Here is a 7,081-nt window from a genome sequence, read left to right as displayed (position 1 = left end):
TATTTCTGTCTTTTTTCAAAAAGAGAAGGTCTGTAAAAAGGATTCTTTCGATCCGAGGCGAGTGTCCCACTCGACAACTCGCAAAAGCACAGCAGACTATTTTTCGATCCGTGGCGAGTATCCCACTCGACAACTCGCGACAGCACACCAGACTATTTTCTATCTTAACAGTTCTTTAGCGCTGAAAAAGTGACTTTTTGCTGTCGCCAGTTGGTCAGTGGGACACCGACCACAAATGTAACCCTATCCTAAATTCATCATTTTACGAATGTACTTTCCTACGATATCAAATTCCAAATTGACGATATCGCCTACCTCTAAGGTATGAAAAACTGTATGCTCGTACGTGTAAGGAATAATGGCCACACGGAAAGAATTAGTACCTGAATTAAAAACGGTCAAACTGGTTCCATTAATACAAATAGAGCCTTTTTCTACCGTAATATTTTGTCCCTCTGGTTCATATTCAAAATCATATAACCACGAACCGTCTTGTGGAGTAATCGCTGTTACACGTCCAATCTGGTCGACGTGCCCTTGCACAATATGACCATCAAAACGACCATTGGCAGGCATACAACGTTCGAGGTTTACTTTTGAGCCAACCTCCAATTTACCGAGATTGGTTTTCTTCAAAGTCTCATCAATCGCCGTTACTGAATATAGATTCCCCTCAATAGCAATCACCGTAAGACAAACCCCGTTATGAGATAAACTTTGGTCGATTTTCAACTCATTCGTGAATGGACAAGTGAGTGTAAATGTAATATTTGTACCTTCTTTATAAATATCCACCACCTCGCCGATAGCCTCAACAATTCCTGTAAACATAGTTGTAAATGATTAAAATGAAAATTTGCATAGCAGGCGCAAAGTTAAGGATTTATTGGAATCGCTTTCACTTCAAAACTTTGCGTCTTTGTATTCTTTAACAACAAGCGCCAACAAATGATTGCCTCGATTGTTATCTTTGCAAACAAAGACATAACAAAAGGCGAATTTCAGAAGCAAATGAAAAATTTAAAATGGATTATCGGTTTAGTGATTTTACTCATTGTTGGCTATACTATATTCAACGGAAGCGAATCGGCACCGAAGCAAGATAACGCTGCTTACACGCAGCAACTCCAAAATGCTCGAAAAGAAAAGGATGAATTTTTCAAAACAGGAAAAGAATCTCCTATCGAAGATAAAGCCGCTTTCAAAGGTTTATCCTATTTTGAGACAGACCCAACTTGGAAGGTTTTGGGAAAAATAGATAAAGTCAAAAGTGGTCAAAAATTCGAAATCCAAATGACAGGAGGCGAAACGGAGACGTATGAACCTTATGGAAATATCAGTTTTGAAAAAGAGGGAAAAAAGGTTTCGCTGAAAATATTTATCAATAGTGAGGGAATGTTGTTTTTACCATTCAAAGATTTGACTTCAGGTAAAGAAACTTACGGCGCAGGAAGATATATCGACCTTGACCCAAAGAATGAAAAGGATTCACAAATTGAGATTGATTTTAACTTAGCCTATCATCCTTTTTGTGCCTACAACCATACCTTTACTTGTCCGCTACCTCCAGCCGAAAACTTGATTCCAATGGCAGTAACGGCAGGCGAAAAACTCTAATTTGATTGGAGATTTGGGATTTTTGGTTTCGGAAATAAAGGAACATGCCTTCCTTCCCAAAATCAAAAATCCCAAATTAGGAGTGTACGAAAAATTCTAAAACTGTTTATTTCGGATGTTGGATTTCGGAAGTGTAATCTTTTACATTTCCGAAAAAATAAAGGTATTTAACCGAGTTTCCGAAATCCGCAATCCCAAATCCGAAATACACTGTTAGGCTTCCACCTCCTCTTGTAACACAGTCAGTACTTCTGTATCCAACAATCTGGCGGCAAGGCTCAACGTCTTGATTAGTTCATAATGAAAATAGAATTTCATCGTATGAATTTTATCTTGATAAAACGTCAACTCATCGCCAGTTGGCGCTTGTTGTTCTATCGCATTTTGAGCCACAACGCCTTGTTTCAGCCATTGCCAAGCCACGGTAATAATACCAAACAACTCCATGTACAAAGTAGCATCTGCCAAAAATACCTCATTATTTCCTTGAGCAGCTAGGCCAAGCAAATGCATAGTCACTTTCTGTAAACGACCTAATTCCTTTTCTAGCTTTTCGGCATAAGGTAACAAGACTTCATGTGTTTTGGCCTCTGCAACGGTTTTCATCACTTCAGCAAAAAGAAGTTGAGGTGCTTTGCCACCATTAGCGGTAACACCTCTACCCAGTAAATTCAAAGAATGGATTCCCGTTGTACCTTCATAAATCGACATAATTCTTACATCGCGCGCCATTTGCTCCAAGGGAAAATCTTCGGTATATCCATATCCTCCAAACACTTGCAAACCTTCATTTACCGCTTTGATACCATATTCGGCTGGATATGTTTTGGCAACCGTCGTCATCAAATCTAGCATCGTCTGATAAGTTTTTGCCTCCTCGCTGTCGCTACCCAAGCCATGAATCATATCTTGCCACCAATAACATTGAAACAACAAACCAATACAACCTTCGACAATCGCCTTTTGGAACGTCAGCATACGACGCACATCAGGGTGATTGATAATGAATGTTTGTGCATCAACGAGATTTTTATTGGTTAATCTTCGACCTTGCGGACGCTCTTGGGCATACTCCAAAGCCGCATAATAGGCAGCCGAAGCAATATAAGTACCACCCATACCCACGCCCAAACGAGCTTCGTTCATCATTTGGAACATATATTGCAAACCACGATTGGCCTCTCCTACCAAATACCCTACGGAATTATCCTTATCTCCAAAAGTCAAGTGCATCGCTGGCGTAGCTTTTTGCCCCATTTTATGATAAATACCTGTCGAAACCACGTCATTGTCTATCGTATAGTTGCCAGCGTCATCGGCTCTAAACTTCGGAACCACAAATAATGAAATACCCTTCGTTCCTAGCGGAGCGCCATCGATTCTTGCCAAAACCAAATGTATAATATTATCGGCAATATCATGATCGCCCGCAGAGATAAATACCTTTTGCCCTTTGATTTTATAGGTTCCATCTGCCTGAGGCGAGGCCGTAGTGACTACATCCGACAAAGAACTTCCAGCCTGAGGCTCGGTCAAACACATCGTACCTGTCCACTCAGCAGTAATCATACGGTCAGCAAATTTTTCTTGCAACTCTTTTGAGCCAAAAGAATAAATCAAATGAGCCGAACCAGCAGTCAAGCCCGTAAACATCACAAATGAATTATGCGCAGCGCCACGAATAAACTCATTGGCGGCATTGACCAACAAAGGCAATTGCTGTCCACCATGCTCATAGTGGAAAGTGGCGCTAATCATGCCAGAGTCCCCCATTGCCTTCATATAATCCTTTACAGCAGGATGCACTTTTACTTGACCATTGATAAGCTCAGGTTGTTTACGGTCAGATTCCACGTAGGCAGGACGCATGATTTTGTCGGCGATTTCCTCAGCCGTATCCAATACCATATCAAACATATCAGGCGTGTAATCCTGAAAATGAGGATACTGCGTAAGTTCTCCCACTTTGAGTACCTCCTTGAGCATAAAGTCGAGATTTCGACGAGAATATTGTTGTGCCATATATCAAATAGGATTTTATTTCATTAAAAATTATATTCTATTTAAAGTAAAAATAATACAAATAAAATTATTATGCAAGCATACTATTTATGATAAAAATTATTGAGCTGTAAGAATTTGTCTGATTTTTATCATGACACGCTCTTACAGCTCAGAAAGGTGATTTTTATCTTTTTTTGATTTGGAAATCTAAATAAGTTTGCTAAAATTTGCCATAACTAAAAGCTTAGTAGATATTTGGTTTACACATTATCATTTTTAGTCTCCTAATGATTTCTAATACCCTATCAACCTCTATAAATCATGATCAAAATTTACACCACCGCCCTCTGTTTTATCACAATCATTTGTTTATTAGGCTCATGTAAACAAACAGAAAAATCTGATAATACAGGTGGGTCATACGCTACTCTATATGGTACCATCAATGTCTCTCCTGAGTTAGAATCAATTGATAATATTCCCTTGTATCAGTTCAACTATGCGCTTCAAGATAGAGCCCCAATAGCTCGTATAGCATTAGACAAACCACAAAAGGAGTATCAAATCAAACTAAAAATCGATAAGCCAGCACTTTTTCAATTGGCACATCAAGGATTTTTTGTTAGTCCTCACGATTCTGTCCATCTAAATATTTCCATCAAAAAAGACGCTCATTCTGATTTACCCAAGACAATCTTCGAAGTATTGTCTTCTCAAAACAAAGGTAATTATCTCTATTATCAACAGTTTTCTGACCCAGAAACTTCAAGTTTACTGAATATCAACATTGAAGATTATCTTCAGAATTTTAGTCAGTATAAGGCAAGATTAAAAGAGGAATATGATTTTCGTAGAAACCAGTTTAATAATTTTAGTATCCAATATCCTGTTAGTAATGAGTTCAAATCATGGGTACTAAATGACTTAAAGTTTCAATATTTCGACGGTTTACTTAGCACTCTATACTACACTAATCATACGACTCTAGACGCAGATTTTTTTAAAGAAATTAAGACCTCTTTTCAGCAAAATGATAGTCTTCTTCACATGGTTTCGTATGGAAGTTTTTGCCTAAACTATATTTGGCAATACAAGAATCAAATCAAAAATGGTAATGACTATTGGAATAACCTGTCGAGCCTAAATAGCCTCACACATTCTATCAATACAAATTTTAAGGGGACTACAAGAGACTATCTGTTATATGCGCTGTTAAGAGATATTGCTGAAAACAAAAATCAGCGCTATGATTTTTCCATTCAACAGTTTTTTCATAACACAAAAAATCAGATAAAAGATAGCCTCTTTGTCAAGGCTGTTAACTACCTCAACTTTACAGAATCAAATCTTTCTATCCCAGAAGATGTACAAAAGTTATCACTAGAAAATAGTGTTGGTGAGCGAAGTGAACTAAATGATATTTTGAAAAAACATAAAGGAAAAATCATTTTTGTTGATTTCTGGGCTTCGTGGTGCAGTCCATGTATAGCCGAGTTTGGAAGCTTAAAAAAAATCATAAAGTCATACAAAAAAGATATGGTCTTTATCAATTTTTCCATTGACACCGAACAATCAAAATGGCAAAAGAGCGCTCAAAAAAATCTACCCGAAGGTGTTGAATCATATAGAATTCTAGGAACAAAAGCCAATGATGACATTTTAAGTTCATTCTGGGGTTTGTCTACTATTCCTCGCTATGTCATTATTAACCAGCAAGGAAACATCGCTTATTTCAATGCTCCACGTCCTTCCGAATCCAAACTTCATGAAATTATCAAGCTATTGACAAAGAACAATTCGCTCGATTGATTTAGCATACTTTCATTTCTGAATATCTTTCTATTTCAGATTTATTAGCGTATAAAATAGTACACATACTTTTTGTTTGTTGGCTAGGAAATGAAAAAATATTTTCTAAAATTTGCTATAACTAAATATTTAGTAGATATTTCTAAATCAAACTTTTACTCCTATATCTAAACCTCCAAAAATCATGTACAAAATCTATTTCCTTCTCTCCTTTTTCTGGATATGCTTTCTATTTAAAGGTCATAGCGCTATGCTATATACTGAAAATATACTTACTACTGACTCCACGACATTAGACATTCGGGCTTCAAAAGAAAAGCCTTTCAAATTCTACTATAACGATATATTTGGTGAACGTCCTATCTTATACGAAATACAGAAAGATACCCTGTTAAGGCTACACTTCGACTATCCTATTTTGGTGATTGTAACCGATAGTACTCCCACTCGAAAAACACTTTACAGTAAGTTTCATGGGAGATTTACTGTTAATAACTTCTTAGTACAGCCCAACGAAACAATCTTAGTCGAAAAGGATCGTGAAAACATTACTCATTTTATTGTAAAGGATAAAATTCGTACAAATGAACTCAATTTCTTTGTCGAAATGGAAAAGGAATTGGGCTTGTTTGAAGGCTTTGGAGCCGATTTAATGCCTGTCCAATTCACTGCCATTGATGAAATTACATTTGCTAGAGAGAAATTCGAGAGTCGTATGCGTTTTTTGAGTAAGTATCAGCAAACACATGAATTAAGTCCCTCTTTCATTTCACAATTACAAGCACTTTTTCTACTCAGAAAACTCTCAAGCTTGATGTCTGGCTATTATTCTGTTTATAGAGGAACATTTAAAAAAAGTCATGAACTGATTGAGAAGGAAATAAGCACCACTGTAAAGTTCGATGAAGCTCTTTTCTATTCAAGCGAGCAAAGAAGTTACATTCAACAGTTTCTATATCTTTGGGCACTCAAGAACAAACAGCCAACCGACGCAGCTACCTTGATAAGCATTGCCAATGAAATATTTAAAGGAAATATCCGTGAAATGGCAATGTATGACTTAATCCGTGCTGCGGTGGTATTAGGACAAAAAAATACAGACACAACGCTGGAAGCATACCTACAATATGCTTCGGATAGCTTTTTAAAAGAATACGTCATCAAGAGTTTTCAACCACAAATACTGGCTAAACGATTAGGGGTGAATAATGACATTTTAGATAGTGAACTTATTTCAAACAAAGATTTGGAGGCACATACATGGAGAGAGCTATTGAGTACAGACGAGAATAAACTTATTTATGTAGATTTTTGGGCTTCTTGGTGTGCTCCCTGCCGTGCAGAAATGCCTGCTTCAAAGCAACTGAGAGAAGCATATTCTACTAAAGGAATCAAGTTTGTTTATGTTTCAATTGATGATAATATAAGTGCTTGGCAAAAAGCTATTACGGAATTAGGTCTAGATTCGGCGGTTCACTATCTGATGCCCGACGGGAAAAAGTCTGCATTTGCTGACAAATTTAAAATAAGTTCTATTCCTCGTTATATGCTCGTAGGACGCGATGGTACCATAATCAGCGACAATGCACCCAGACCGACCAATCAACATATAAGAAGTTTTTTTGACGAGATTTTGAAGAAATAAGATACA

General features: G+C 37.2%; 5 protein-coding genes. 3 read left to right on the top strand and 2 right to left on the bottom strand.

The annotated features are described in order from the left end of the window. Positions 1–243: 243 nt before the first annotated feature. Entirely contained in the window at positions 244–831 is a 588-nt protein-coding gene (locus ACOVQ4_RS04630) for a riboflavin synthase (protein WP_421819484.1), read from the bottom strand. Positions 832–1,011: 180 nt separating this feature from the next. Between ACOVQ4_RS04630 and ACOVQ4_RS04625 the strand changes: the two genes are divergently transcribed. Further along, a complete protein-coding gene (locus tag ACOVQ4_RS04625) occupies positions 1,012–1,617 on the top strand; it encodes a DUF1684 domain-containing protein (protein ID WP_421819483.1) in 606 nt (201 codons plus the stop codon). Between the two features lie 213 nt (positions 1,618–1,830). Here the strand turns inward: ACOVQ4_RS04625 and ACOVQ4_RS04620 are convergent, their stop codons facing one another. Next, on the bottom strand, positions 1,831–3,639 hold the full coding sequence (locus ACOVQ4_RS04620) for an acyl-CoA dehydrogenase (protein WP_421819482.1): 1,809 nt from the start codon (positions 3,637–3,639) through the stop codon (positions 1,831–1,833). A gap of 303 nt (positions 3,640–3,942) precedes the next feature. Between ACOVQ4_RS04620 and ACOVQ4_RS04615 the strand changes: the two genes are divergently transcribed. Both ACOVQ4_RS04615 and ACOVQ4_RS04610 read left to right on the top strand, forming a co-directional pair. Further along, positions 3,943–5,430: a TlpA family protein disulfide reductase gene (locus ACOVQ4_RS04615; RefSeq protein ID WP_421819481.1), complete on the top strand. Its 1,488-nt coding sequence runs from the start codon at positions 3,943–3,945 to the stop codon at positions 5,428–5,430. A gap of 184 nt (positions 5,431–5,614) precedes the next feature. Beyond that, positions 5,615–7,075, top strand: a complete 1,461-nt coding sequence (locus tag ACOVQ4_RS04610; protein ID WP_421819480.1) for a TlpA family protein disulfide reductase — start codon at positions 5,615–5,617, stop codon at positions 7,073–7,075. The last annotated feature ends 6 nt before the right edge of the window (positions 7,076–7,081 follow it).

Origin of the sequence: Flectobacillus sp. (assembly GCF_049240685.1) — a bacterium.
In the GTDB taxonomy this organism is placed as follows: Bacteria; Bacteroidota; Bacteroidia; order Cytophagales; family Spirosomataceae; genus Flectobacillus.
The sequence above is the reverse complement of the archived record's forward strand: the minus strand, read 5'-3'. Positions and strand labels throughout refer to the sequence as shown.